Genomic DNA, 26,061 nt, shown 5'->3' with positions numbered 1-26,061 from the left:
TTCCACAATCCATTGGTTATCGTCCGTTATTCCTTCTGAAAATGGGTCGGTGTTATTGGCGCCGCCATCACCCGCTAACATGCCAAAAAGTACAATTAACTGAAATGAAATTAGTTAAATAGTCAGATTAATAAATTAAAGCTCAATTTAATAAAAATTAAAGTTTGATAAATTTAATTATAGAGTGCCTTTAAAAAGGAAGTGTTATTTAAATTTAAAATAGTAATTGATAGTTTTACTATGTTAATTTAAGTGTTCATTTATAAACATTTTTTCGTCTATTAATACGCATGGTTTAAAACATCTTGGCTGTCCTGCTTTGAAGTGTGACCAAAAGGTGATAAATAGGTGTTTTTAGTGATATGAGCTGAGTTTATTTGTAATCTATATTTTCAACACCTAATTCCCCTCGTATGGCTAATCGTATAAAACAACATTTTATCTTTATTGTTGTCACGCTAAAGCGTACTTTCTTAATTATATGATTAGTTATAAAGGTAACGAGAATGGGATTAAAAATCCGTGGCTCTGTTGGTATAAATGGCACTAATTCGAAAAATGATGTTAAAGCAGTTCAACAATTTTTAAATGATAACCAAAAGAGAATAGGTTTTACCCGACTGTTGGTTGTTGATGGCTCGTTAGGGCGGAGTCCTCATTTGTCGAAAACAGTAGAGGCAATAAAAGTGTGTCAGCGTAAGCTACTTTATATGGTAAAGCCAGATGGTCGGATCGATGTAAATGGTAGAACTCATCGTAAGCTCAATGGATTACCATCCTATAGTTCAGTGAAAAATGATCCTCATGATGCTCAAAAACTAGTAACCAAAGTGCCTTGGATGAAAACAGCGTTGGGAGAAATTGGACAAAAAGAAGTTTCAGGCACTAAGGCCAATCCAAGGATTTTAGAGTATTTTACAGCATCTAAGTTCTGGGGCACTGATGACTCTGGAGGTCAAAATGCTTGGTGTGGTTCGTTTGCCGCTTGGGTTTTTAAACAACACGGAATCACTCCAGTAAAAGAAGCTTATCGAGCAAAGGAGTGGAAGGGTTTTGGTAAAAACATCTCAGAACCTATACATGGAGCTCTAGGGATTAAATCGAGAAAAGGTGGTGGGCATGTTGCTTTTGTCGTGGGAAAGAGCCCTGATGGTAGGCATTTGTACATGTTAGGAGGAAACCAAAGCAACCAAGTCAATATAGCAAAGTACTCTATTGATGTCTGGGACAAGTTCGTAGTACCGAGTAACTACGATGAAACAAAAGGTACTTTACCTGTATATACAAAAGGCTCTGCCTTAGCAGGAACGGAAAGTTAAACATGAAGAAATTTATAAGTTTGCTAGGCTGTGTGAGCTTATCAGCTTGTGCTTCACAGGGAGTGTACTCTCAGAATGAGGTACTCAAAGATGCGATATTTCAAACGCCCTATTCTGCAGTGGTGAAAATTACAGGTTTTGAAAAGTTTGCTGAACACGAGGAAGATGTTCTCTTTAAAGTTCAAGCAGAAGTGATTCAGAAACTTCGTGGAGACGTTGGGTCTGAGATTACTTTCAGTATGTATGGCGAGCTAGGAGATGAGCCCAATATACACAATGATCCTGTCATTCTCACACTATGTCGTGATAAAGATACATATTATTGGCCTGGAACGGGGGCTGAGTTTGGGGCTAATCAAGAGAACATATTAAACGCTCAAGAAACAGCTGCTCACTTGGATACAGAACAGCGCCATTTTGCACATTGTTCAGAATGAAAAGGGTGGCGGTTGAAACGAGCGGTTACAGAGCATGTTAGTCGCCATCGTAGACAGCGTCTTTGCTGAATGATTCGTCGAGATTTTTTAGTCTTTGATTGTCAGAGGCGACTGACAAAACCATACCAACTGTGACAACCATACCGCTATTAAAGCAGGATATTATTCCTTCAACTTTGTGTTTTAGGAGTAGTCATTAGACTACCCAATAATTGTTGGAATAAATAATGACGAAACGTTGGCTTGTCTCCGCTGTGAGCATTGCGCTGCTCGGCGGTGGTACGTATTTCTATCTCCAATCTGCCGCTCAACCAGAATTGCTGCCTACATTGATTGTGGAAAAAGGCACGATTGAAAAACAAGCGGTGGCTGTTGGTAAAATTGTCCCTGCACACTCTGTGTCTATCAAGTCACAAATCGACGGTATCGTCGGTGAAATTTACGCGAAAGTTGGTGAAAAGGTGAAGCAAGGCCAGCCGCTGATCAAAGTGCGTCCAAACCCAACACCCCAAGCATTAACGGATGCATCGGCAGAACTCATGCGTAGCGAAGCCGATCTGGAATCCGCCAAACAAAAACTGTCCAACTTAGAAAGCTTGGTCAAGCAGGACATTATTCCAAGTAACTACGACGAATACGTAAGTGCGCGCTCGGCAGTCAAATCTGCGCAAGCGGACGTATTGCAAAAGCGCCAGAATCTCGAACTCATCCGCAGTGGTGAGGCGTCTATCGGCGATGCGCGTTTAACGTCGACGATCTACGCGCCAATTGATGGCACAGTACTCAACCAGAAAGTAGAGGTCGGAGAGCCGATCATCTCGACTCAATCAAGCCAAGCCGCGACTGAAATGATGTCATTGGCCGACATGAACAGTCTGATTTTTAAAGGTAGCGTCAGTGAGCATGATGCTGCGCAGTTGTCTCCGGGAATGCCCGTTATGTTGACGGTTGCGCCTTATCCTGATGTGGCGATTTCTGGTGTGCTAACCAAAGTGGCGATTCAATCTGAGAACCTTAACTCACCAGAGGGCAATGCTTCGGCAAAAAGTTTTGATAACGGTTTTGAGGTTGAAGTGGGAGAACTCAAGATCCCACAAGATGTGTTGCTTCGTTCTGGTTTTTCATCGACGGCTCAAATCATTCTGAAGAAGTCTGAAAACGTGCTCACTCTACCGGAGCGCGCTCTGCAATTTGATGGTGACGCACCGAATGTTCTGATCCCCGACAGCTCAGAACAAGGGTTTCATAAACAACCTGTGAAACTCGGTCTGTCAGATGGCATCAATGTCGAAGTGCTTGACGGCGTGGAGCTTGATGAAGAGGTTATCGACAACAGCATGATGGGAGCGGCGCATGGTTAAGCTGCAACGATCAACAATCGCCTTTGCATTGTTGGCTGCCACGCTCAGTTTGCCGACCTACGCAATTTCTATTGAACAAGCTTGGCAACAAGCAAAGCAGAACGATCCAAATTACGAAAAAGCGAAAATCGGCGTCCAGCTTGGCGAGGTTGGCGTACAGAGTAACCGCAGTGCGTTATTGCCGGGCTTAAGTGCCAGTGCGTCAGCGGATTGGAATGAGTCCTCAAGCCATTCCAACAGTTACGGCGCTACCTTAACTCAAACTATTTGGGATAGCAGTTTGTGGTCGGAACTGGATCAAGCGAATGCCAATTATCTCAAAGTACAGTTAGAGTTATCTCAAGCGCATAACGAGCTTGCGCAAAAGTTGCTCACCGCTTACCTAGATGTGGCAAGCGCACTGGGCGACCTCAAATTGGCGCAGTCCAAGCTGGAGGAGGGGAAAGAACTTCTCAACATCATCGAGAAACGCTATCGAGCAGGCAAAGTGAAGTCGGTTGATGTTGAAGAGATGCGAGCGAATCAAGTCTCTGAGCAAGCAAGTATCCTCAATGCAAAAGCCGATCTCGAAGTTAAAAAAGCAGAGCTTGCGGCGTTAATCAATCAAATGCCCGAGAGTGTCGACCAAATTCGAACGGATTCTTTGATTCAGCCACCGATGCTGGTGGACTCTCAGGAGCAATGGCTAAAGCTGGCGAAAGACAGCAGTCCAGAGCTGTTGGTGGCGGCGCAGATGGTGAAAGCGAGCGAGTTCGCGAAAGATTCAGCTAAAGGTGGATACTACCCGACCGTCAAAGGCAGTGTGGGCTACAGCGATGGTGACAATCGTTCAAACGGCGAGTTTAACGCTGGGATTAGTTTGAGTTTGCCGATTGACCTAAATGGTGCAGTGCGAGCGAAAGTGGACGAAGCATCGTTGAACATTTTAGGCGCCAAGCAAGATATGCGTAGAGTGGAAATTGATATTCAGAAACGAGTTATTCAGCAGTTTACGCAGGTCGATATCAACTGGAATCAAGTTTTAATAGCGAACGAGCTAGTTGAGTCGCGCGCCAGAGTGTTGCAAAGCAAAGAGAAACTTTACGACGCTGGCCTGCTTGAAGTGTCGGAAGTTATCAGTGCACACAACAGCTTGTTTGAGGCGAAAAACAGTCTGCAAACCAACTTGTACAGCTATTGGCGTAAGAGAATCGGCTTACTGCAAACCGCAGGGAAACTCGATGACGATACCATGGTGTTGATCTCTCGGGCTTTTCATTCATGAGCAGCCTGTTGCAGCAAATTTGGCAAACGTTGATGGCGCACCGCATGAAGAGCGTGCTAGCCATTATCGCGATTGCTTGGGGCGTGATCTCTGTGGTGGTGTTAATCGCACTTGGCGAAGGCTTTTATCGCCATCAGACCCAGTCGTTTTCATTTATGATCAACAATGTGCAAGTGGTGTTTCCGTCGAGTACCAGTAAACCGTGGCAAGGGTTACCTTCAAGACGACAAATTGATATTCCACAAGAAAAAGTCGACATGATCAAACAGTCGGGCTTCGTGCAACAGGCGTCGAGCGTTTACGCCAAATGGGATGCGAATATCACCAATCTCAAAGGACAGAACTTATCGAGTACGGTCAGCGGTATTGATACGTCTTACTTTCCTTTAATGCAACGCAAGCTGCAATCCGGTTCGAGAAACCTGTCACCAAGTGATATGAAAAACCACACTCGCGTGGCAGTGTTAGGCGATCAAATTGCGCAAATGGGCGGAATCCAAATCGGGGATAGGCTCAAAGTCAACGGCATTCCGTTTTTGGTGATTGGGATAACCGTTGGTGAGGACACTGGCATTTCATTCGGCGATAGCCGCACGGTTTTCATTCCTCAAACAACGTACCGCGATTTGTGGGATGCGAAACCTTGGATGGTATTGATGAAGCCGAGAGACGGGATGGATGCATCGTCATTTCGACAAAATATCGTGAACTTTTTCGCCAAGCAGCTTCATTTTGACCCAAGTGATAAAGATGCGGTCGAATTACCCGATTTTAGTGAAGGTGCGGCGGTCATCAGTGGAATTTTGCGTGGCATTCAGATTTTTCTCGGAGCGAGCGGTGCGATGACCATGGCGGTCGGTGCGCTTGGTGTTGCCAACATCATGTTTTTATCCGTCACTGAGCGCACGCGTGAAATCGGTGTGCGTTTGGCGATCGGGGCGACTCAAAAATCCATACTCAGTCAGTTTATTCTTGAGGGGCTTATTTTGGTAGCTGTGGGCACGGCATTAGGTCTGATGTTTTCGTATGCCGTGGTATCTGTCCTAAGCAGCATGGGATTACCGGAATGGATTGGTTTGCCTGTGATCACGCCAGATTCCATTGCTTGGTCTTTACTTGTGACGCTTATCTTGGCATTGATGGCATCGTATTTCCCAGCAAGGCGAGCATCACGTCTCACGCCAGTCATTGCTTTGAGTGCGAGGGCTTAGCCATGTTGTTACCGATGAGACAAATTTTCCAAGAAATGGCCGCAGAAAAGCTGAGACTGGGTTTGACCATTCTAGCAGTAGCGTGGGCGACCCTTTGTATCGCTGCTATGTTGGCGGTAGGTGAGGGTATTCGTCAGGGCGTATTGAAAACCGCACAAAATGGTAACGGCAACTTGATTTATTTGACCGGAGGGATGGCCACCGTCGACCACGGTGCTTTTCACCAAGGTAAGTTTCTGACACTAAAAATGGACGATTCAGAGGTTGTTCGAGCGTTACCCGATGTAAAAAGCGTTGCGCCAACGGCGAAGTGGAAAGAGCGCATCACCGTTGGTGACAGAAGCTCGTGGCAAGAGCCGTTAGCAGTCACGAGCGAGTTTCAATCCATGACCAATTTGGTGCCGATGGCGGGGGGACGATGGTTAAATCCACTCGATCAAAAAGAGACGCGCAAAGTCGTTGTACTGGGTTATGAACTGGCAGCCGACTTATTCAACCCGAATGAGGACTTTAGTTGGTTTGCGACAGTCACATTGCAAGTCAACCCTGTGGGGCAAAAGGTAAAAATCGGCAATGAGCAGTTCACCGTTGTGGGCGTATTGGAGAAAAACAGCGCCCAAATAGAACTGGGGGATCTTATCAACTATTCCAGCTTTGTGCCGTTAGCGACGTGGAAGCGATTTCATGTCAACGGTGAAATTGGTGGCATCAATGTGCAACCACAAGCAGATGTAGACCGAGAAGCCTTAGCAAAGACGATCAGGCAAGTGATTGCCCGTAAGCACGGGGCAAGTGTCAGTGATGAACAGGTCGTCCAAGTCGATGATATGTTCCTTAAACAAAAGAGTATGCAGCAGTTTCTGATAGGTTTGCAGAGTTTTCTTGGCATTATCGGCTTCGTGACGTTAGCTGTTGCTGGCGTTGGCATCGCCAATGTGATGTATGCCACCGTAAAGCGATCTACGCGTGATATCGGCGTGCGCATGGCGGTCGGTGCAACCCCAACGGCCATTCGCATGCACTATTTAGTGCAGTCTTTATTGACAATGATGATGGGGGGCGCGCTTGGCTTAGGCGTGACGTACGCGCTGGTGTCTGCCATCAGTTCCATTCCTTTAGAGGGCAATGCCTTTTATGAGCAACTGGGTAAACCTGTCCCTGAGTTGTCGTGGGTCGTTGTCGCGATTGTCATCCTCACCTTAGTGATAATTGGTGTGGCATCTGCATGGTTACCTGCAAACCGAGCCGCAAAAGTCAGCCCATTGGAGGCGCTACAAAGTGAATAACAACAATAACTCTGGAGAGAACATGTCGAACCAGCCGCTTGTTGAGCTAACCAACATCTGCAAATACTACTCAAGCGGAGAGGCGGAAGTACGTGCGCTCGACGGCGTAGACTTAACCATCAATCAAGGTGAGTTTCTTTCGATTCTTGGCCCGTCTGGCTCGGGTAAATCAACGCTAATGAACATGCTCGGCTGTTTAGATAAGCCCACCTATGGCGAGTACCAACTTGGCGGCCAAAACGTAGCAAGTTTAAGTGCGAATGAGTTGGCTGGCATTCGTAACCAAAAGATCGGGTTTGTCTTCCAAAGCTTTAACTTATTGGAATACGCGACGGCGCTTGATAACGTGGCACTGCCGTTGGTTTACTCTGGCATCAAAGCCAAAGAACGTCGCCAGCGCGCAGCTAAATTGCTAGAGCAAGTCGGGCTAGGGGATCGTTTAGACCATAAACCAAACCAGCTTTCTGGTGGTCAAAAGCAGAGAGTTGCTATCGCCAGAGCCTTGGTCAACGATCCGCAAATCATCTTAGCGGATGAACCAACGGGTGCATTGGACTCAAAATCCGGCGCAGAGATTGAAGCCTTGTTCAATCAACTTCACGCTGAAGGCAGAACATTGATCATCGTGACGCACGATAACGCCCTCGCAGAACGCACCAAACGCATCATCACGATCAAAGATGGCAAGGTGATTTCGGATAGAGCGCCGGTAAGTAGGGAGAGATGAGCTTTTCTTAATTGAGAACTGAGTTTTAAGGGAAATAGCGATACAGAGGCTATCTCCCTTTACTTTTATTCGCGATGTTCGTTTTGTCTCTCTTTTATCAAGTCATGCTTTTGTTCTTTAAGTAGAGTGATTGCGAGCTTAGTGTCCTCAATCAATTTACTGTTATCGTTGAGATCTTTGCTCTTCAAAGGCAAAACTAGATAATGAATGCTGCCATCTGCATTCTGTACTCCGGTAGCGATGATGACATCACCTTCAGACGCCGTACCAAAATACTCTGATACGACTTTGGTTTCGCTGACACCGTAGCTATCCAAATAGGATGACTCCGTATTGTCAAACAAGATAGGAACCCCTTGCCTAGCTAATGTTCGCAATTGTTTTTGCTTTTGCTCGTCGAATGGATAGTCGGTCGTACTGATGTAACTTACCTGTTCAGCTTCAATAAAATCGTACAGTTCATTGCTCAGTTCATTTAATGGGGCAGATATCCAAGGTGTAGCTGGAATGACGTCGGAAGTATCATCATTGCCACTTTGTGGTGTTGGAGTGGTAACCACCTTTTGAGCAGCATTGCTCTCAGGAGGCGTTACACTTATTGTCGCAGCGTCTTCTGTCTTGATTTGCTCGTCAAGGCTTGCAACAGGTTCGGTCTGGGCATTCTTGTTATTTGAATTAATCAGAAATATGGCGAGTACTGCACCAAGTGCTAGCGCCGATCCAGTCAAGAGTTTTTTGTTACTTGTCATGTGTCATGTCTTACCGTTTATTTCATTAGTAAATACGGCGGCCACTTATTTATTCCGTGGCCGCAGGCTAATAAGTTAGTGGTAGAGATCGTCATTCCAAGAGATAGTTACGGCTCGGCTAGTCTCTGTCCATTGACTGCTATCACGATTTTTCTTCCAGGTATTTTCTGGTGTGGTATACCAGCTACACCAGTCGCGACCAAAGTAGTAATTGGTTTTTCGCCAACCAGCAACCAGCTTGACCTCTGATGTATCTAGGCCATCTTGAATGTCATTTTTTCTATATACGACGCCGACTTGTGGTTTAAAATCTGAACGCATAACGACAGGTAACTCATTGTAATCAATCAAATTACCCATGTCACAACTGGTCCAACGATACAATAACCAGTCTTTAGCTGGCGTATTATGGCGGATAGTCTTGTTTTCAATTAACCAATTAATGCTTTCGTTAGCTTGGTTAAAATCGGCAACCGTTTGAAACTCTGGCTGGTCGTACGTTACACGGTTGCTCCAGGAGATTCCCCCACTAATATTTGGAGAAGTAGAAGCACTAAATCCAAGGTTAAAATCTAGAGACTCACTGACAGATGCCGTTGCAATGGTGTTTTCGGGAGCATGGCTCATGTGGCGTAAAGGGGCGCCATTTAAATAGCTCAGTGCCAGCTTAAAAGCCGTTGGAACGGTGTAACGGTAATCTCCCCCAGTGGCAAAACCATAGATTTGTTCTTTGTTTGGAACATTAGTCATGTCGAAGCCAGAACCGCCATTTAGGATCAACTTGGCTTCTTTAGCGCCATTTGGTAGCAAAGATTGGTTCCAGACATTTTCTAAAGAATAAATTAAGCGGATTTTTTTCGAGCGTGCATCACCATCATCAAGCTGAAGCAACGTCGAAGTGTAAGATTTCAATGTATCTTCAGCATGTGCTGGTGCTAAAGAACCAAGTAAAGCGAGTGCGATAATACTCGCGGAAAGATGCTGTTTTTCCATTATTGTTTCCTATTAGTCAGCCCATAAAGACTTTTGTTTTAAACTATCTTGATGGGCACTTTATAATTATGGACAGGTTATAAATTCAAGCTCAATAAATGAGCGGTGAAATAGTGCATCTTGTTTTTTATTAAAAAAAGAAAAAGGATAGATTCGTGGGATTAATGTCTCATAGTTTTTAAATTTACCTCTCAACTATAATAAATAAGAATTTGGTTATTAAGTCTTGCCTTTTTAAGTTATTGCTTAATTTTAACTTTCTAATGTTATATTGAGCTTTTTTATTGATAAAAGTGAATTTTATAAATGTTAGCCATGTTATTTTTAGGGTTTTTGTTATACCAAACTAAGTAAAGTATCGTTATGTGGTTATCTCGGGTTTATGAGTTCAATTCAAATTAAAACAGTGGTTTATGTTTTTTGTTATTATTTTTTTAGAGCTTAATGTAATAGTTGAGTGATAAAGTCCGTCAATGAAGTTGTCATGTTCGTGTATGAAGTTATATGTGCTTTTACAGCAGGAAATTAAACTTTACGTTTAAGATGATAAAGATAGAAAAAGAAATAAATAAGATAATTAAATAATCATGTTTCGAGAATATAAAATGTAACGTACTTCTAATTAAACGAATGCTTGAATAAACGATGGGATGTGAAACGTGCTATTTAAGTTACGCTGTCCTATATTCTAGTTGGCGTCTTGTTTATACAATGCGTTTTCTCGGCTTAAACTGGTTTACGTACTGCTAATCTCTTATCCGTTTCTTAATTACACATATTGGCAATATGCTCGCCAAGTTACGTGTATTGGTGTCAATGAAAAACAGTATCTACGATAGCTCTCTCAGGGTTGGAACTGCCACTATGAATTTCCTTCATGTTCAATGTGAAACAATACCAATATTACTCAACTCGTGAAGCAAGTATAAAAAAAGGACTGCTCTGGTGTTAGGCACTGCGACGGTCGTTTTTTGTACGAACCGTTCGTCGTAAGTGCTGTGCAACCTAACGATTGGGAAAACCAAAAAACAAAAAATGTCCCCATGCACAGAGTTAGGAAAAGTCTGCTTTATCTAAGGAAATAGGATACCAACTCACGATGAATAACGATTTCACATTTGCTATCAAAAGCATTCGCTTTGATGAGAATTACCAACCATCAGACAACACGCGAATCACTACCAACTTTGCTAATCTGGCTCGCGGAAACTACCGCCGAGAGAATCTGCGCAATGCGCTCCGAATGATCGATAATCGTTTTAATGCGTTGGCATATTGGGATAACGCGCAAGGTGACCGCTACTCAGTTGAACTTGAAATCATCTCTGTTGATATGGATATCCAAGGTAGTGGAGAAGCATTCCCATCGATTGAAGTGCTCAAAACTAACATTGTTGACCACAACACTAACGAGCGTATCGAAGGCATTGTGGGCAACAACTTCTCTTCATACGTGCGTGATTACGACTTTAGCGTTTTGCTGTTGGACCACAACAAAAACCAGCCACAGTTCAGTATCCCAGCGAACTTCGGTGATTTGCATGGCAAACTGTTCAAAGCTTTCGTTAATTCTGAGTCTTACAAACAGCATTTCAAAAAGCTGCCAGTGATTTGTCTGAGCGTATCGGACAACAAGGTATATCGACGCACCGAAAACCAACATCCTGTTTTGGGCTTTGAATATCAGCCGAACGAATCTTCGTTGACGGAGCAGTACTTCAAAAAGATGGGCTTACAGGTGCGCTACTTTATGCCGCCAAACAGTGTTGCACCATTGGCATTCTACTTCTTCGGTGACTTGTTGAACGATTATTCAAACCTAGAGCTTATCAGTACGATTAGCACGATGGAGACATTCCAGAAGATTTACCGACCTGAGATTTACAATGCCAACGCGGTTGCCGGTAATTGCTACCAGCCAAACTTAAAAAACCTAGACCACTCGCTAACTCAAATCGTTTACGACCGAGAAGAGCGCAGCCAACTGGCGATTGAACAAGGGAAATTTGCCGAGGAGCATTTCATCAAACCTTATCAATCTGTGCTTGAACAATGGTCTGCAAGCTGCGCGTAATCGATAACGAGAATCTAGAAAGGAATGACGATGAAAACACTATTACCGACTTCAACGGCTGGCAGCTTACCGAAACCTTCTTGGTTGGCCGAACCAGAAAAACTTTGGTCACCGTGGAAACTGCAAGGTGAAGAACTGATTGATGGCAAACGCGATGCGCTACGTGTCGCTTTGCAAGAACAAGAACTGGCAGGCGTTGATATCGTCAGTGATGGCGAGCAAACTCGGCAACATTTTGTGACGACCTTTATTGAGCATTTAAGCGGCGTAGATTTTGAAAACCGCAAAACGGTGACCATTCGCAACCGTTATGAAGCAAGTGTTCCGACTGTGGTTGGCCCAGTAAGCCGCACAAAGCCCGTGTTTGTTGAAGATGCCAAGTTCTTGCGTCAGCAAACTAAGCAACCTATCAAGTGGGCGCTGCCAGGCCCTATGACGATGATCGACACACTTTATGATGATCATTACGGTAGCCGTGAAAAGCTGGCTTGGGAATTTGCAAAGATCCTCAACCAAGAAGCGAAAGAGCTTGAAGCGGCAGGTGTCGATATCATTCAATTCGATGAACCTGCGTTCAATGTGTTCTTCGATGATGTGAACGAGTGGGGCATTGCATGTTTAGAGCGTGCGATTGAAGGGCTGAAATGTGAAACTGCAGTGCACATCTGCTATGGCTACGGCATCAAAGCGAACACGGATTGGAAGCAAACGCTAGGCACTGAATGGCGACAATACGAAGAAGTATTCCCGAAGCTGCAGAAGTCTAATATTGATATTATCTCGCTTGAGTGTCATAACTCGCGAGTGCCTATTGAGTTGCTTGAGTTGATTCGCGGTAAGAAGGTGATGGTTGGTGCGATTGACGTTGCTACCAACGAAATTGAAACGCCAGAAGAAGTAGCGAACACATTGCGAGAGGCGTTGAAGTACGTTGATGCCGACAAGCTTTACCCATGTACCAACTGCGGTATGGCACCTTTGTCTCGTGAAGTATCGACCGCTAAGCTCAATGCGTTAAGTGCGGGTGCGGAGATCATTCGTAAAGAGTTGGTGGGTTGATGTTAATACTTAGGCTCCGCACCATGAACTAAAATTAGGGTCATTCTAGCGAGTTTAAATGAGACTAGGAATCTGATTACAGCTCGCTAGGAAATGACGATAACTTTCGCACTTCAAAGCACTCGGTGGGTAGCTCCTGAATCACCTCGTCCCTCGTTGTTCAGGGTGACGGATGTTGGAAGATACATTGCTCGCCACAACCCTAGGTATTGGTTCTGCTCCAAGAGAGGGTCATTCCAGCGAGTCTAGACGAGACTAGGAATCTGATTACAACTCGCTGGGAAATAGCGATAGTCTACGAACCTCAAAGCACTCGGTGGGTAGCTCCTGAATCACCTCGTCCCTCGCTGTTCAGGATGATGGATGTTGGAAGATACATCGCTCGCCACAAAACCGATATTTGAGCAGCTCCAAGATAGGGTCATTCCAGCGAGTCTAGACGAGACTAGGAATCTGATTACAGCTCGCTAGGAAATGACGATAACTTTCGCACTTCAAAGCACTCGGTGGGTAGCTCCTGAATCACCTCGTCCCTCGTTGTTCAGGATGACGGATGTTGGAAGATATATTGCTCGCCACAACCCTAGTTATTAGAGCAGTTTCAAGATAGCGTCATTCCAGCGAGTTTAAACGAGACTAGGAATCTGATAACAGCTCGCTGGTAAATGACGATAACTTTCGCACTTCAAAGCACGTGATTAGTAGATTCTGAATCACTTCGTCCCTCGCTGTTCAGGATGACGGATGTTGGAAGATATATTGCTCGCCACAACCCTAGGTATTAGAGCAGTTTCAAGATAGGGTCATTCCAGCGAGTTTAGACGAGACTAGGAATCTACTAACAACTCACTGGAAAATGGCGATAACCTTAGAACTTCAAAGCACTCGGTGGGTAGCTCCTGAATCACGCTCGTCCCTCGCTGTTCAGGATGATGGATGTTGGAAGATACATCGCTCGCCACAAAACCGATATGTGAGCAGCTCCAAGATAGGGTCATTCCAGCGAGTTTAAGTGAGACTAGGAATCGGGTTACAGCTCGCTAGGAAATGACGATAACCTTAGAACTTCACAGCACTCGGTGAGTCGATCCTGAACCACGCTCGTTCCTCGATGTTTAGGGTGACCGTTTTAAATAAAAATGCCGCTCACAGTAAAGTGAGCGACATACATTTCCCGTTTCCAGCCTCTGCCAAGGCTTAATTCAACTCCACGTTCTTCATCTCAGGATGCTTTAGCAATATCACACGAATCCAGTGATGCACCACCCACATCACCATCGCGGTGAGCAGAACAGCAACGAAAATCGAGCTGAAACGGTACAAGATCGAAAAGAACGCGTCTTTTTGTTCTGGCACCAATGAGGTCGTCAGCGGAACCGATAGGGCAGACATGGCAGAAAACGCGATAGCCGCTTTAATTTGCCCCTTGGTGAGCCACAAGCAGAATGGCCCCATCGCAATGGTAAAGGCGAGCCAAAAGAGTAGCCCATGCCCATACCAACTGCCCAATATGAGCTGAACAGCCATCCCTGCGATGCAGCCTAGTGCGGTGCCGATGATGCGAATTTTTGCCATGGCGAGCGAGCCCGCTAAAGTCATTGGGGTTAGGATGATCAAAATGGAAGCTTGTGCGGACAGCGAGTCATATAAGTCCGCTACTTGGAATACGATAAATGCCGCCATCGCCACTACCCAACCCATAGCAACTTGGCTGATGTAGTCAATATCGCTTTTTACTGGGGTCGACATCTCAATGTGCTCGGCGGGGGATTTTGGCTCCGGGAACAACCAATACGCGAATGCGCAAACAAAAATATTGCTGAACGCCATCACCCACATGTTGACGTTGAACTCTTCAATATCCATGAAGTTATAGCTGGCAAAATTCAACACAATTGAACCCACCAACAGCCCCATGTAACCAAACAAATAGGTTTTCTGGTTCATCATTGCAATGCACTTGAACAGCATCATGATTCCGACGGCAAAGGTCATTAATGTTGGATGAAACTGCAAGTATTCCAGCAAAAATGTGGCTTGTATGGTTGTCCACACCGCAGAGAAAAACACGATCAATAAAGCCGAAAGATTAAAGTTGTCCATTCTGCCCAATATAAACAGCGGCATCATGATGGCAAAAAATCCGTAAGACCAACCGAAGATCATGCTTAGCGCGAGCCCTAAAGAGCAGCCGAACCAAATTCGTAAGGTTTTCATTGTCGCCGCCTAGTAAATGAAGTGGAACCAGCTTGCGAGGTGAATCTGTGCTTGCGCCATCAACTGCCAGAAAATGCTGTTGTCTGGGTACAAAACAATGGTAGCGCGAGAGCCGACAAACAGTGCTGGTGGTAACTCTTCGCTGCTGGTTAGGTTCACTCGTGTACGCTGCGCATCACGTACCCAGCGGTTGTTCACTTCCACTTTGGTTAGTGCGCCATTAGGCGTTTGTTGTGCGGCTGCTACACCGTAATCGCGGCTAGCTAAATCAAAGTCGTACACCGAACCTGGGTTGGCATCAAATGTGACCAAGGCGTGGAAAGTCTTGTCTACGTTCGCGACGGACTTTTCACGAAAATCAGCGGCTACCCAGAGTGATCCTGTTGGTACAAATGTCAGCAATGGCATGTTGGTGTTTGCCATCGTGCCAACTTCTAGTTGCAGGTTGGTCACGACACCATCACTGGGAGCGAGTACTGCGGTATTTGCCAAATCAAGTTGCGCCTTTTCGATCCCGTTTTTGGCAATTCGAACGGCGGTGCTTTGACCTTTTTGATCGCCTAATTGCGCCTCAATGACTTTTAAGTTTTGTCGTTCCGCTTTAAGCGCTGCGCGTGATACCTGATTTTGGGCAAAGGCATTATCAAGTGTCGATTGAGAGATGACTTTCTGCTTCGATAACGTCAGTAAGCGGTTGTATTCGCGGTGTGCATTATCAAATGTTGCTTGTGCGCGGGCAATATTGGCAAGAGCGGCTTCGCGTTGAGAATACAGCGTTGCTTCTTTTTCATAAGCGGATTGCAGAGACAGCTCCGCCTGGTCAAGCGCTATCTTGTATTTACGATCATCAATCGTAAACAACACATCGCCTTTTTGAACGGACTGGTTATTTTCGATGAGAACGTCGTTCACTTTGCCAGATACCTCGGGTGCGACTTGGACAACGTATCCTTGCACTCGTCCTTCGGTCGTTAAGGGGGCGTGGCGGTCAGCAATGATAATGTACAAAAATAGTACGATGAACAGGACAATCAAAGTTCGCATCCAGTGTTTGAATTTTTGGTCAGCCGTCATTACAAGTTCCGTTAAACATATTGGATAGCGGATTATAGAGAAGTCACTCACAATTCAGTAGAATGATAATACGAACATAAATGACCTAAAAATAGGACAATGAACGTTAGTTTTGATGATATTTACCTATTCACTCAGACGGTGGTTCACGGCGGTATAAGTGCAGCGGCAGAGGCGAATCAACTACAACGCTCAAAAGTGAGCCGTCGCCTGCAAGAATTAGAGAAATCGCTCGGGGTACAGCTTTTGATCCGCACAACACGCAGCATTGAGTTGACGGAGCACGGGAAACGCTTGTTTGAGTTGGTGGGGCAGCCTATTGACTATATTCAGCAAGGTTTAAATGCCATGCATGAATATCAACAAGAACTGACGGGCAAGGTGCGTTTAGCCATTCCTTCCGCATTGATGAGCTCTGCCGCGTTTAACGCGATCATCACCGAGTACACAACGCGGTATCCGGAGATTTCGGTCGAGATTGAAAACCATCAAGAGAGTGTCGATCTCAAGCGTCAATCGTTTGATTTACAGCTTCTTCCGAGCGTGGTCAGAGTCACCGATGACAGCTATGTGCAGTTCAGTCTTTTGCCTTATCGTAGTCACTTTGTTGCGTCAAAAGCCTATCTAGAATCGCATCCGCCAGTAAAAACGGTGGAAGATCTTAAGCAGCATCGCCTTTTAACTAATCGTTACAATGCCGATTTGCTCGATTCAGATCTGCATGTGGCGTTGCGCTCGGACGACCTCAACTTGCTGCGCTCGATGGCGATAGCAGGAAACGGCATCGCGTTTATTCCTCAAATTCATTCCAAGCCTGCACTGAGAGACGGTTTGTTGGTCGAGGTGCAGCCTCAATTTGCGCATCCGAAGCAGCATCTTACTCTGATTTATCCCTCGGCCTTATTTCTGCCCAATAAAGTCAAAGCCTTGATTGAGCTAATTCGAGAGAAATTTAAATAGTCAGTTCAAACCACTCTTAACTAAGAGCAAATGTGTGAGCGAAGGTCATCTTTCTAGGTTTTATTGCTCTAACATGAAAGGATTCTGATACATTAACTATTGCTCAACTTGTTGAGTATGGTTTGTGGTCGCACAAGATAGGAGATGGAAATGTTATCGAAAGGAAACACGGGCCTGATTGTGGTGGATGTTCAGGGCAAACTCGCTACATTAATGCATGAAAGTGACGCTCTGATTGAAAATATCACGAAACTGGTAAAGGGCGCCAAAGCACTAGATTTGCCTATTCTGTGGCTAGAACAGAATCCAGAAAAATTGGGCCCAACCGCGGAGCCGATTCGTGAAGTGCTTGAAAGCACGCATTTACCTATTACCAAGTACACGTTTGATGGTTGCAAAGAGGCGACGTTTAACGTCGCGGTGGAGAACGCGAAAGTTGATACCTGGTTGGTTTGCGGTATTGAATCCCACATTTGCGTCTATCAAACCGCGGTTTCTCTGCGCCAGTCCGGTTATCGCGTTGAATTAGTCACGGATTGTGTATCTTCCCGAACCGCTGCCAATAAGGCGCTCGCTCTTGCGAAGTTAACCGCTAACGGTGTGGTGCTCACTGGGCTAGAAATGTGTTTGTATGAAATGGTCGAAGATTGCCGAGCACCTGAATTCAAAGAAATTCTGGCGCTCATCAAATAGTGGAATCACTGTAATCACTGTAATCAGCAACAACTTTATTTGAACACGCTATTCAAATTCTCGTTGATATCTTGGCAACATCGACTCGTTGCCAAGTAACCCGCCTTGGTGAATATAAATCACCGTTTTATCTGTGTTCTCTTCCAACCAAGGGGTGAGGCATTGCCACATATACGGGTCGTATAACAGGTCAAATTCGAGGTCGGTTTGCTCAAAGAGTGCTTTCCATGTGATGTAATCTTCTTCGTACAAGCGACCAAAATGGTGTTTGTTGCGCACGGTTAAAATGGTTGGGTGGCTGTTTTCACCGAGCTGGTTGAACTGTTCAGTTAAGTAATCTGCATCGCCTACGCAAGGGCAAGTTAGCACTTCTATGCCGTGTGGGCTTAAATGTTTATGAAGATATAAAGCGGTCGTGCCAGTGCCTGATGGCAGGGCGACCGTAAACTGCTCTTTACCTCTCAATCGCGTCCAATCAAGAATTTCTCGTGCTAACTGTTTGATGCCCGCTTCAGCGAGGTGGGAACGTCCACCCTCTGGAATAAGCAATGTCGACTCATCTACTCTTCGTACCTGGTGGATGTATTCACTAGGGTGGAGTTCGCTACCGATGTCTTGCATGGCGGTGATTTTCATACCTAAATCGAGAGCGCCGCGATAGTTTCCGATGGGGGAGCTTTTTAGCCAAGATGGAATGTGATGAACATAAAACTCAAATGCCCAACCTTTAATCTGGGCGAGAGCCGCTAGCGAGTACATGGCATTAGATTGAGCGGAGCCAAAGCTTATTAACGTGGTGATGTCGGGATTTTGCTCTTCCATTAACGTCATAAACTTACGTGCTTTGTTCCCAGAAAAGTGGGAGTGGAGCATGTCGTCACGTTTAAGGAAAAATTTGCGCCCATTAAAGCTATGTTGGGTGATAGGACTTTCTGAGAGTTTCATGTCGATGCTGACGGAATAAACCGTGTCACCTTTGCCATTTATAAAGGGCGCGTAGTGTAACGCCATTAAACCCAGATAAAAAGTCTGGGTTTCAGGACTTCCATTTCGGTTATTCCTGATGTTTTGACTCGCACTCACCGGTGCTGTAATACCATTGCAATGGTTTCACTTCTATCCTTTGGTTGCTTTGATTCCATGCTATTCCACCCCATGTCTCGCCTTTCTCCCTCAAGCCACGTACACTACTCCGCTTATTTCCATTCAATCAGAAGGCTTGGTTTTGCAAACTCTAGAACAATTAAAAACAGGACAATTAGTAGGAACGAAACAACTGAAGTTGGCGGAAGGGCTAACTGAGTTTCCTATGGAAATTTTAGAGCTTGCAGAAACGCTTGAAGTGTTAGATTTATCTGGCAACGCACTGTCAGATTTACCACCAGAACTGGAACAGCTGACCAAGCTAAAAATCATCTTTGCTTCCAACAACCTGTTCACCCATCTGCCAGAGGTGTTGGGCAAGCTGCCAAACCTTGAGATGGTTGGGTTTAAAACCAACAAGATCAAAGTAGTCAGTGAAGCCTCACTACCAACTCAGTTACGTTGGTTGATTCTGACCAACAACGAGATTGAAGTTCTGCCAAACAGCCTGGGTGAAAGACCGCGCCTAAGAAAGCTTGCTTTGGCGGGCAATCGCATCAAACAACTGCCAAACAGCATGGAAAACTTGGTCAATTTAGAATTGATTCGTTTATCTGCAAACCAGTTAGAGCATTTCCCGGATGTGTTGATGAAGCTGCCTAAATTGGCATGGTTTGCATTCGCAGGTAACCCATTCTGTAAACATCCATCTTCGCTAGACAGCGTACCTAAAGTGACCACAAACAGTTACTCACTTAACCATGTTCTTGGCCAAGGTGCGAGTGGCGTGATTTCTCATGCTAACTGGACTGACGCTCAATACGACTTTCCGAGTGAAGTTGCGGTGAAAGTGTTCAAGGGCGAAGTGACCAGTGACGGCTACCCACATGATGAACTGGAAGCATGTTTGCAAGCCGGGCATCACAACAACTTGGTGAAATCCATCGCGCAGGTGGATGACGGTAATGAGCTTGCCTTGGTGATGGAGCTGATCCCAAACAGTTACTACAACTTAGGCTTGCCGCCAACGCTGGAAACTTGCACCCGAGATACATTCCCACAAGGGTTTACGCTGACGGTCGAGCAAGTGTATTACATTGTTGAGCAAATGGTGGACGTATTTAATCACCTGCACGATAACAAGGTGTGCCATGGCGATTTGTATGCGCACAATACTTTGGTGAATGACCAAGGTGAGATGATCTTCGGCGATTTTGGTGCGGCGAGCATTTACGGCTATTTATCGGACGAGCAGCAAGCGGCAATCCGAACCATTGAATCGAGAGCGTTGAAGTGCTTTATCGAAGATATGTTTTCAGTGTGTGAAGCGTCGGAATCGGCATCGCAAGCATTCAATCGACTAGCAGCGCTTGCCGCATAAGATTTCATACAATTGAAATTAGAAAGAGGTATCGAATTGCTCGTTTTAATACTGAGCAAAGTCGATACCTCTCAATTGAATTAGGCGCTGGGGAAGTTACTCTGAGCAAGCCTCTTGATGCTCTGACGTAAGATCAATCACCGCCTCACAACCACCTTCTGGATGTGTACCAATCTTAAATTGCCAGCCATAGCGTTGGCACAAATCGTCCACAATCATCAAACCTAATCCGTGCCCATCAGAATGTGGAATGGTCGAAAAGCCTTCACCTTCATCGCGCACCGAGATGGTGTTTTCATCCATATTGATATGAATTGATCCCGATGGTGTCGCGGCGATGCCGTTTCGAATCAGGTTGCCAAGAATGATGGTCAACACGGCATTGGTCGCGCGCGTTCTTGGGTTGCCGTCTATCTGTACATTAAAGCTGAGTGCTTTCTCATCCGCCTGAGCTTGGCTTTGGAAGATGATTTGGTTGAGTTCTTCTTCGGTGATGCTGCGTACTGGTGAATCATCTGCATTACGCTCGTAACGCACTAAGCCGAGTAGGGCATCCACCATGGTCGACATCTGCTGCGTTGCATCCTGAATTCGGTTCACTTGGCGGTTTTGGAAATCCGTGTTCGCACTTCTCGCCAGTAAGCTGCTTGAGCCTTTCATCACGGTTAACGGTGTACGCAGTTCATGGCTTGCGTATCGTGCAAAGGCTTGCTCGCGCTTGATGACTTGGTTGATTTTGTGGCGGTACTCATTCAACTCATCCGCAAGGGTTTGGAACTCTTTGGCCGAGCCCTCAGGCACACTAAAGGTCTGCGTGGCATCGCCTTGGTGATGATCGAGTTGGGTTTTAAGCGCATTGACGGGTTCAATTAAGCGCTGCGATAAGCGCAGCAGCAGGCTACCAAACAGGAACACCAATACGGCGACAATGGAGAGCACCATAGCGACGACGAGAATGAATTCCTCTGAGGTGATCTCGATTTCATCAATCAAGGAAACCAGAATCACGGGATGTTCAACGCCTTTGTAGGTGTAAGTACTCATGTAAACCATGCGCGAGTATTCACCGTCTTCTACTTCATCAAGAAAGTGCTTTTGACCTATTAGGTATTTTTGGTAGCGCTCGGCAACCAATGAGATGTCGTTGTATGCGGTAGTGAGCAGGTCAAGCTGAATACTGCCTTGCTCTGGATGAGACTGGAAATGTTCAATCGCTTCTTTTTTGTCGACCATAATACGACGCTCGCCCACGCGGTCTTCAGACCAAAGCAGGGAGCCAGTAATCAACAAAAAGCAGAAGATGCCAATCACGACCGACACAAAAGAGAAAAACAGAGCGAGTCGCCCTGTCATACTTTGTGTGCTTTGCGTGCTAGCAAGTAAGCGATTGATCATGCACTTGTCTCCAAGCGGAAGCCAACTTTCGGTACGGTGATCAGCACATGTTGTTCAAATGGCTTATCAAGTTGGTTACGCAGTTGGTAAATGTGGCTTCGCAGAACGTCGTTGTTCGGCTCGTTCTCTTGCCACAGTTGGAAGGCGATTTCTTCACGTGTCACCACGTCTGGCGCGCTTTTCACAAGCATTTCCAGAATGGTGTAAGTGGTAGGGTTTAGCGCCAACAGTTTATCTTGGCGGTAAGCTTTACGCGTTTTTTGGTCGATAGAGACTTCGCCATATTCCAACTTACTCGATGCGACAGTGCCACGGTAACGTCGGATCAGCGCCATCATACGCGCTTCTAGAATATCCAAGTCGAAAGGTTTGGTCAGATAGTCATCGGCGCCGTGTTGGAAGCCTTTGAGCATATCGTCACGGCTATCGAGCGCCGTCAGCATAAGTACCGGTGTGTTGTTGCCCTCGTCGCGAAGTTTATTACACATGGTCAGGCCATCCATGCGTGGCAGCATGAGGTCGAGCAAGATGATGTCGAAGGTGTTTTCCATCGCCAGTTTCAGGCCGAGCTCGCCGTTGTCTGCATAATCGAGTTCCATACCTGCACACTCAAAATAATCGAACAGCATGCCTGCGATTTCTCGATTATCTTCGACTAAAAGTACGCGTTTCATGTATTTCTCTCCAAGTGGGCAGGTGTTCGAAAATAACATTTCGTATTAACCGAACATTATTCACTAAGGACGTGAAAAAGATGTCAATAACATCTCTTTCACATTGATGTTTGTAGACTGGATTCATTCATCGGATTTAGTGGAAGAGTAGCATGTCAACCTTCAACATTCACGCTGTAACCTTTTCAAAGGTGAGCCAACACACTGAGCCTAAAACAGTTTTGTCTGTTGTGGTGCCATTCTTTAACGAGCAAGAAGTCTTGCCTGAATTTCATCGTCGTTTAGCCGCCGTTTTGGATGAAATGCCAGAACGCTGTGAAATCGTCTATGTCGACGACGGCAGCAAAGACGACAGCCTAATGATCGCGCAAAACTTTTCTCAATCTTCTAGCGACGTTCGTTGTATTGCACTAAGCCGTAACTTCGGCAAAGAGTCCGCCATGAGTGCGGGGCTGGAACACTGCCAAGGTGAAGCGGTGATCGTGATTGATGCTGACTTGCAAGACCCGCCGGAGTTAATCCCGCAAATGGTATCAAAATGGCGTGAAGGGTATGACGTGGTGAACATGCAGCGCAGTGAACGCCACGGCGAAACTTGGTTCAAACGCTTCTCGGCCGCTTGCTTTTACAAAGTGCTGAATAGCATGGCGAAATTGGATGTGCCTGAGAATGTGGGCGATTTCCGTCTACTGAGCGCAAAAGTGGTCAAACACATCAATGCGCTGCCAGAACGTAACCGATACATGAAAGGTATTTTTTCTTGGCCGGGTTTCAAGCAAGTGACGGTTCAGTTTGAGCGTGACGCTCGTTTCTGTGGTGAAACCAAATGGAACTACCTCAAGCTGATTGGCCTTGCAATGGACGGCATTACCTCGTTTTCCATTCGTCCTTTGCGTTTAGCGACACTTGCCGGTGCATTGGTGGCGTTCAGTGCCTTTATCTATGGCGCATTCATAGTGATGAAAACTGTTGTATTTGGTGAGCCTGTCACTGGCTACCCATCCATGATGGTCGTCCAACTTGCATTGGGCGGTGTGCAACTGCTGTCGATTGGCCTTTTGGGCGAATACATTGGCCGCATTTTTATCGAGACCAAGCAACGTCCTCTTTATCTTGTTCAGTCTGTTTACGAGCAGCCTGCAAAACATCAATCCATCCAAACCATGAAGTTTAAACTGGGAGAAACCGCGTAATCATGAGTATTAATAAAACCCATCTGTGGTTGTTGTTGGCGTTTGCTCTTTTACTCCGTCTTATTTCACTTGCCGCTTACCCTTTGATGGACACCACCGAAGCCCGCTACGGCGAAATGGCGCGCTTAATGGTGGAAACAGGCAATTGGCTTACCCCACAGTTTGATTATGGCGTGCCTTTTTGGGGGAAGCCACCCCTGTTCACGTGGATGAGTGCTTACGGCATTGAGTTGTTTGGATTGAATGAATTCGCAGTGCGCGCGCCTCATTGGTTGGCGGGTGTCGCGACTATTATTTTTGTTGCAGCCATGGCGCATCGCGCTGGCTTTAACGCAGTCATCGCAGCGTTGGTATTGGCGACGTGTGGCATCTTTTCAATTGCGGCGGGTGCAGTGATGACAGACATGGCACTGACATTGGCAATGACCATGGCGATGGTCGGCTTTTACTACTGCTGGCTTGGCAAAGACAAACACAGCCGATTGTGGGGTTATCTCGGTTTCTTTGGCTTGGCTTGCGGGCTGTTAGCAAAAGGTCCGGTGGCGATCGTGATCATGGGCATCGCAGTGTTTCCTTGGCTTGTGATTCAGCATGGTTTCTTCGGTGCCTTCAAAGCCTTGTGGCAGCGTTTTCCAATTGTGTTGGGGGTGGCGCTCATGCTGGCGATTGCTCTACCTTGGTACATCATGGCTGAAATGGCGACGCCTGGATTTATTGATTACTTTATTGTTGGCGAGCACTTTAAGCGTTTTGTTGTCAGCGGTTGGGAAGGGGACCTGTATGGCTCTGCTCATGATCAACCACGTGGGATGATCTGGGTATTCTGGCTGCAATCGGCTGCGCCTTGGTCAATTGTATTGCCTATCTTGGCATGGAAACGTCGTAAGGTACTCAAAGCCATTGAAACGGATCATCAAGGTCTATTTAGCTTCCTGATGTGTTGGCTGATTTCACCAATGATCTTGTTCACCATGGCTGGGAATATTTTGCCTGCTTACGTGCTACCGGGTGTGCCTGCATTGGGTATCTTGATTGCAATGCTGGTGGATAAACACGATTTCAAATGGCTGACCGGAACGGCAGCGGTGTTGCCAGCCCTGCTTATGATTGCGATGTTGGTTTTGAATATGGGCAAAGCAGATAGCCGCAGCGATCGCATCATCTTCGCGCAAATTAATGACAACGCTCCGGTCTTCTACATTGGTAAGCGCCCGTTCTCAGGTCAGTTCTATAGTCATGGTCAGGCGAAAAAGCTTGAAGATAAGAATGACTTAAACAATCTGAAGAAATTCCACCTGATTGGTAAATCGCAGCAAGTGGATAGCATGATTCATGAAAATGCGTTGAGTTGTACCAATGAGTTCACAGCAAAATCGAAACGCTCACTCTACACTTGTGTGGTTGGGTAACGGAATGCGCAAATTACCAAAATTTGCTTCGCTGGAAAGGTTTGCTTCGTTAACAAGGTTTGCTCTAGTAGGTGGTGTCGGCTTTATGGTCGACACCCTTATCTTTTCTGTGTTGTTCCATTGGTTTGGTCTGGATCTGATGCTGGCTCGTGGGATAGCATTTTTGTTTGCAGCAACCACGACTTGGCTTGGCAATCGCTGGCTGACTTTCTCTCAAGCAGAAAAAACCAACCCTTTCGCTCAATGGCAAAAATTTATGGCGAGTGCCTGTATCAGTGCTTTGCCGAACTTTATTGTGTTCAAAGGCGTAACGCTCGCCCTAGGAACGCAAGGGTTGATGGTCTATTTGGCTTTGAGCTTAGGCATATTGGCAGGCATGGTGAGCAATTATTTGCTCAGTGCAAAATGGGTGTTTAGTAGAGGATAGAAAGGTTCGGGCTTACTCTCCTATCCTCGAGTTAAAAATTCGTTATTTGAACCAATTTTTCTTTTTGTACATCAGAGTAAACCTAAAGCTTTTCATGGGGGATGTAAAAAGGTAAATAAGCCAAGGTTTATACCTTGGCTGCCGTTAGTTCAGATTTTGATTGTTCGATTTCAGATTCCGTTTGCCACTTGCCGTTGTAAAGGTATTCACGCTCAGGAAGTGGGGCATTTGACGCCCTTAAATCAAATACCTCTTCGGTTTGATATTCTCTACTACAAACTGGAATACTAAAGAGCCTTGATTCTGGCTTTGCTTCAAACAGCTTTTTATGATCATCGACCTCTTTACAATCCAGTTTGTAGACCTCTGACAGTTGTGTGACCATGGATTCTAAATCCGCTTCAGTTTTAAAGAAAACATAACAATCTGATCTATCTTGTGAGCGAAAGATAGTCTTATGAGCAGTATCTCGATATCTGCATATGTCATGCTTAAAATAGAACTGGATCACTTTCCTTTTTTTATTGTAGTCCGCAAACAGCCAATCCTCACGCTCTCCGATTCTCACTTCTGTTGGTTCATCTGGTTGGCGTTTAAGCATTTTAAAGGAGACTAATATAAAAGCACCTGCACCTACTAACGCCATCGGGCCAACCATCGCTACCATCACCACACATACCACTGCACCTATCCAGCCAACGGCTTGCGTGGCGGTATTCACCCACTTAGGCATGTTGCGACGTTTCTTCATCACAAAGCCTTTGTCAGAAAAAATATAGTCATAGCGATAGTCGAGGCCAATCGTAAGGTAAAAGGCACCAGACACCATCACCGATAAAATAAAAGAAAAAATAGTTACGCCAACCGTGTCACTCGTGTGTATAAACAAAGTTAATAGGAATGGGGCGATCACAAAGGGAAGCGCAAAAAGTTTAAAGTAATAGCGAAATGGTTCCTCTACATCATACTTGTGCCATGTTCTGACATTATCGCCTGCGAGTATTTCTTGCTCTTGCGCTTCTTGATAAACTGCTAATTCTTCTGGGGTGACGTAAAATGGTGAATATGCCAAGGG

At 45.7% G+C, this 26,061-nt stretch carries 23 protein-coding genes; 15 read left to right on the top strand and 8 right to left on the bottom strand.

The genetic code is table 11. The annotated features are described in order from the left end of the window. The first annotated feature begins 506 nt into the window (after positions 1-506). From R7P69_RS11995 to R7P69_RS11965, 7 genes are all read left to right on the top strand, one after another. Positions 507-1,319, top strand: coding sequence for a TIGR02594 family protein (locus tag R7P69_RS11995; RefSeq protein WP_017821644.1), 813 nt, complete (start codon positions 507-509; stop codon positions 1,317-1,319). A gap of 2 nt (positions 1,320-1,321) precedes the next feature. Then, on the top strand, positions 1,322-1,756 hold the full coding sequence (locus R7P69_RS11990) for a hypothetical protein (protein ID WP_017633884.1): 435 nt from the start codon (positions 1,322-1,324) through the stop codon (positions 1,754-1,756). Positions 1,757-1,983: 227 nt separating this feature from the next. Further along, positions 1,984-3,117 (top strand): efflux RND transporter periplasmic adaptor subunit, encoded by a 1,134-nt coding sequence (locus R7P69_RS11985; protein WP_005376722.1) that lies wholly within the window; start codon positions 1,984-1,986, stop codon positions 3,115-3,117. Then, positions 3,110-4,381: a TolC family protein gene (locus R7P69_RS11980; RefSeq protein ID WP_206970727.1), complete on the top strand. Its 1,272-nt coding sequence runs from the start codon at positions 3,110-3,112 to the stop codon at positions 4,379-4,381. Before R7P69_RS11985 ends, R7P69_RS11980 begins: the two co-directional genes overlap by 8 nt. Beyond that, on the top strand, positions 4,378-5,592 hold the full coding sequence (locus tag R7P69_RS11975; protein ID WP_225477554.1) for an ABC transporter permease: 1,215 nt from the start codon (positions 4,378-4,380) through the stop codon (positions 5,590-5,592). The genes R7P69_RS11980 and R7P69_RS11975 overlap by 4 nt, the downstream gene beginning before the upstream one ends. A gap of 2 nt (positions 5,593-5,594) precedes the next feature. Continuing rightward, a complete protein-coding gene (locus tag R7P69_RS11970; protein ID WP_025787555.1) occupies positions 5,595-6,878 on the top strand; it encodes an ABC transporter permease in 1,284 nt (427 codons plus the stop codon). A 22-nt stretch (positions 6,879-6,900) separates the two neighbouring features. Continuing rightward, positions 6,901-7,605, top strand: coding sequence for an ABC transporter ATP-binding protein (locus R7P69_RS11965; protein ID WP_206970725.1), 705 nt, complete (start codon positions 6,901-6,903; stop codon positions 7,603-7,605). A 65-nt stretch (positions 7,606-7,670) separates the two neighbouring features. Here the strand turns inward: R7P69_RS11965 and R7P69_RS11960 are convergent, their stop codons facing one another. Both R7P69_RS11960 and R7P69_RS11955 read right to left on the bottom strand, forming a co-directional pair. Beyond that, positions 7,671-8,354 (bottom strand): topoisomerase I, encoded by a 684-nt coding sequence (locus tag R7P69_RS11960; protein ID WP_206970724.1) that lies wholly within the window; start codon positions 8,352-8,354, stop codon positions 7,671-7,673. A gap of 75 nt (positions 8,355-8,429) precedes the next feature. Further along, positions 8,430-9,347, bottom strand: a complete 918-nt coding sequence (locus tag R7P69_RS11955) for a leukocidin family pore-forming toxin (protein WP_005376731.1) — start codon at positions 9,345-9,347, stop codon at positions 8,430-8,432. Positions 9,348-10,446: 1,099 nt separating this feature from the next. Between R7P69_RS11955 and R7P69_RS11950 the strand changes: the two genes are divergently transcribed. Together R7P69_RS11950 and R7P69_RS11945 are read left to right on the top strand one after the other, a co-directional pair. Further along, positions 10,447-11,421: a DUF1852 domain-containing protein gene (locus tag R7P69_RS11950; protein ID WP_005376733.1), complete on the top strand. Its 975-nt coding sequence runs from the start codon at positions 10,447-10,449 to the stop codon at positions 11,419-11,421. A 30-nt stretch (positions 11,422-11,451) separates the two neighbouring features. Further along, entirely contained in the window at positions 11,452-12,480 is a 1,029-nt protein-coding gene (locus R7P69_RS11945; protein ID WP_025767249.1) for a methionine synthase, read from the top strand. A 1,197-nt stretch (positions 12,481-13,677) separates the two neighbouring features. On the opposite strand, the gene R7P69_RS11940 is transcribed toward R7P69_RS11945, so the two are convergent. Then, complete coding sequence (locus R7P69_RS11940; protein WP_238952029.1) at positions 13,678-14,697, bottom strand: DUF2955 domain-containing protein; 1,020 nt, start codon at positions 14,695-14,697, stop codon at positions 13,678-13,680. Positions 14,698-14,706: 9 nt separating this feature from the next. Then, positions 14,707-15,771, bottom strand: coding sequence for an HlyD family secretion protein (locus R7P69_RS11935; RefSeq protein ID WP_054574775.1), 1,065 nt, complete (start codon positions 15,769-15,771; stop codon positions 14,707-14,709). Positions 15,772-15,870: 99 nt separating this feature from the next. On the opposite strand from R7P69_RS11935, the gene R7P69_RS11930 reads away from it, so the two are divergent. Continuing rightward, positions 15,871-16,731 (top strand): LysR family transcriptional regulator, encoded by an 861-nt coding sequence (locus R7P69_RS11930; RefSeq protein ID WP_054574774.1) that lies wholly within the window; start codon positions 15,871-15,873, stop codon positions 16,729-16,731. A 150-nt stretch (positions 16,732-16,881) separates the two neighbouring features. Further along, positions 16,882-17,424: a hydrolase gene (locus R7P69_RS11925; RefSeq protein ID WP_054574773.1), complete on the top strand. Its 543-nt coding sequence runs from the start codon at positions 16,882-16,884 to the stop codon at positions 17,422-17,424. 48 nt (positions 17,425-17,472) lie between these two features. Here R7P69_RS11925 and R7P69_RS11920 read toward each other — a convergent pair whose 3' ends face one another. Then, on the bottom strand, positions 17,473-18,369 hold the full coding sequence (locus tag R7P69_RS11920) for a 1-aminocyclopropane-1-carboxylate deaminase/D-cysteine desulfhydrase (protein WP_031810409.1): 897 nt from the start codon (positions 18,367-18,369) through the stop codon (positions 17,473-17,475). 280 nt (positions 18,370-18,649) lie between these two features. Here R7P69_RS11920 and R7P69_RS11915 point away from each other — a divergent pair, with 280 nt between their 5' ends. Then, complete coding sequence (locus R7P69_RS11915; RefSeq protein WP_054574772.1) at positions 18,650-19,888, top strand: leucine-rich repeat-containing protein kinase family protein; 1,239 nt, start codon at positions 18,650-18,652, stop codon at positions 19,886-19,888. A 96-nt stretch (positions 19,889-19,984) separates the two neighbouring features. On the opposite strand, the gene R7P69_RS11910 is transcribed toward R7P69_RS11915, so the two are convergent. Together R7P69_RS11910 and R7P69_RS11905 are read right to left on the bottom strand one after the other, a co-directional pair. Continuing rightward, complete coding sequence (locus tag R7P69_RS11910) at positions 19,985-21,283, bottom strand: sensor histidine kinase (protein ID WP_054574771.1); 1,299 nt, start codon at positions 21,281-21,283, stop codon at positions 19,985-19,987. Beyond that, positions 21,280-21,957 (bottom strand): response regulator transcription factor, encoded by a 678-nt coding sequence (locus R7P69_RS11905; protein WP_054574770.1) that lies wholly within the window; start codon positions 21,955-21,957, stop codon positions 21,280-21,282. Before R7P69_RS11905 ends, R7P69_RS11910 begins: the two co-directional genes overlap by 4 nt. Before the next feature lie 152 nt (positions 21,958-22,109). Between R7P69_RS11905 and R7P69_RS11900 the strand changes: the two genes are divergently transcribed. The 3 genes from R7P69_RS11900 to R7P69_RS11890 are packed head-to-tail and all read left to right on the top strand — an operon-like array spanning position 22,110 to position 24,986. Beyond that, entirely contained in the window at positions 22,110-23,150 is a 1,041-nt protein-coding gene (locus R7P69_RS11900) for a glycosyltransferase family 2 protein (RefSeq protein WP_238952028.1), read from the top strand. A 2-nt stretch (positions 23,151-23,152) separates the two neighbouring features. Beyond that, positions 23,153-24,559 carry an ArnT family glycosyltransferase gene (locus R7P69_RS11895; protein ID WP_033905700.1) on the top strand — a complete coding sequence of 469 codons (1,407 nt, stop codon included), beginning with the start codon at positions 23,153-23,155 and terminating at the stop codon, positions 24,557-24,559. Positions 24,560-24,563: 4 nt separating this feature from the next. Then, entirely contained in the window at positions 24,564-24,986 is a 423-nt protein-coding gene (locus R7P69_RS11890; protein ID WP_033905699.1) for a GtrA family protein, read from the top strand. Between the two features lie 127 nt (positions 24,987-25,113). Here R7P69_RS11890 and R7P69_RS11885 read toward each other — a convergent pair whose 3' ends face one another. Next, positions 25,114-26,058 carry a hypothetical protein gene (locus tag R7P69_RS11885; protein WP_206953372.1) on the bottom strand — a complete coding sequence of 315 codons (945 nt, stop codon included), beginning with the start codon at positions 26,056-26,058 and terminating at the stop codon, positions 25,114-25,116. Positions 26,059-26,061 lie beyond the last annotated feature (3 nt).

The sequence above is a fragment of the Vibrio sp. 661 genome, from assembly GCF_033339315.1.
Lineage (GTDB): Bacteria > Pseudomonadota > Gammaproteobacteria > Enterobacterales > Vibrionaceae > Vibrio > Vibrio alginolyticus.
This window is presented reverse-complemented; position numbering and strand designations above follow the sequence as displayed.